The 1,928-nt window shown below is 69.5% G+C and carries 2 protein-coding genes; both read left to right on the top strand.

Features of this window, described 5'->3' with window-relative positions; genetic code table 11:
• On the top strand, positions 1 to 795 hold a 795-nt coding region (locus ACOADB_RS15270; RefSeq protein ID WP_378600230.1), incomplete at its 5' end, for an SDR family NAD(P)-dependent oxidoreductase.
• Positions 792 to 1,928: flavin-containing monooxygenase (locus tag ACOADB_RS15265; protein ID WP_378600228.1), on the top strand; the 1,137-nt coding region annotated here is incomplete at its 3' end. The genes ACOADB_RS15270 and ACOADB_RS15265, both read left to right, overlap by 4 nt.

The following is a 1,928-nucleotide window of genomic DNA, read 5'->3' as shown; positions in this document are numbered from 1 at the left end:
GGCATCGGCCGCGCGACCGTCGAGGCATTCGTCGCCCGCGGCGCCCGGGTGTCCTTCGGCGACCTCGACCTCGACGTCGCGAAGGCAACAGCGCAGGAGACGGGCGCCTCGGCCCACCTGCTCGACGTCGCCGACGCGACGTCGTACGACGCCTTCATCACGGCTGCCGAGGCCGAGCACGGCCCGGTCGACGTGCTGGTCAACAACGCCGGCGTGATGCCCAACGGCGCCTTCCTCGAGCAGAGCACCGCGGTGGACCGGCTGACCATGGAGGTGAACGTCTTCGGCGTCCTGAACGGCATGCGCCGGGTGCTGCCCGGCATGACCGAGCGGCGCCGCGGACACGTCGTCAACGTCGCCTCCCTCGCCGGGAAGTTCCCTGTGCCCGGGCTCGCGGTCTACAACGCGAGCAAGTACGCCGTCGTCGGACTGACGGCCGCGACGCGCCTGGAGATGGCGCCGTACGGCGTCACGCTGACCGCCGTCCTGCCCTCGGCCGTCGACACCGATCTCTCCTCCGGCCTCGACATGAAGCCGATCCCGAAGGTCACCCCGGCCCGGATCGCCAACGCGGTCGTCGACTCGGTCAGCAACCGCGCTGCCGAGATCGCCGTCCCGCGCTACGTCGGGGCACTGTCGATCGGCACCCAGCTCGTCCCGGTGCCCGTGATGGACCGGATCCGCCGGGTGGTCCGCGACGACCGTGCCCTGCATGCCAACGACACCACGCGCGCCGCCTACACCGCGCGCCTCGACGCAGCCAGTGAAAACACCACCGAACGGAGTGCTCGATGAGCAAGCAGAACGCAGCAGCCCACGTCCACGACGCAGTGATCGTGGGGGCCGGCTTCGGCGGCATCGGCGCGGCCATCGAGCTGCTCCGCCAGGGGTACGACGACCTGGTGATCCTCGAGCGCGAGGACGACCTCGGCGGCACCTGGCACGTCAACCGCTACCCCGGCCTGGCCGTCGACATCCCGTCGTCGACGTACTCCTACTCGTTCGAGCCGAACCCGCACTGGACACGGCTGTTCGCGCCGGGCGCCGAGCTCAAGCGCTACGCCGAGACGGTCGCGGACAAGTACGGACTGCGCCAGATGATGCGCTTCGGCACGGTCGTCGAAGGCGCCCTGTGGGACGAGGACAGCTCGACGTGGTCCCTGTCCCTCGAGGGGGGCGAGACGGTCCGCGGGCGCTTCCTGTTGACGGCCACCGGGTTCCTCTCGCAGCCGAAGATGCCGGACATCGCGGGCATCGAGGACTTCGCTGGTGACGTCGTCCACACCACCCGCTGGGACGACGACATCGACCTCGAGGGCAAGCGGATCGGCATCATCGGGACCGGCGCGACCGCGGTCCAGCTGATCCCCGAGCTGGCCAAGGTCGCCGACCACCTCACCGTCTACCAGCGCACCCCGATCTATGTCAGCCCGAAGCTGGACGGCCCGGTTCCCGGCATCGTGCGCGGCGCGTTCGCGACCGTCCCGCTGACCCAGAAGGCGACCCGGCTGGTGAGCTCCTCCATCCTCGAGCTGCTGATGGTCGCCGGTGTCCTGCACTTCAAGGACCTGCCGTGGGCCAACCGGATCGGCAAGCGTGTGTGCGAGCGGCACCTGAAGAGCCAGGTCAAGGACCGCGAGCTCCGCGCGAAGCTCACTCCGGACTACGACTTCGGGTGCAAGCGCCCGACGTTCAGCAACACCTACTTCCCGACGTTCACCAAGCCGCACGTCGACCTCGAGACCACGACCATCGACCACGTCGATGCCGCCGGGATCGTCACCATCGACGGCAGCCGGGCGGACCTCGACGTGCTCGTCCTGGCGACGGGCTTCAACCTGTGGGACGTGAACTTCCCGGCGATCGAGGTCATCGGGCGGGAGGGACGCAACCTCGGCAAGTGGTGGCGTGAGAACCGGTTCTGCGCG

This window comes from Nocardioides sp. CPCC 206348 (genome assembly GCF_048654705.1).
Lineage (GTDB): Bacteria > Actinomycetota > Actinomycetes > Propionibacteriales > Nocardioidaceae > Nocardioides.
This window is presented reverse-complemented; position numbering and strand designations above follow the sequence as displayed.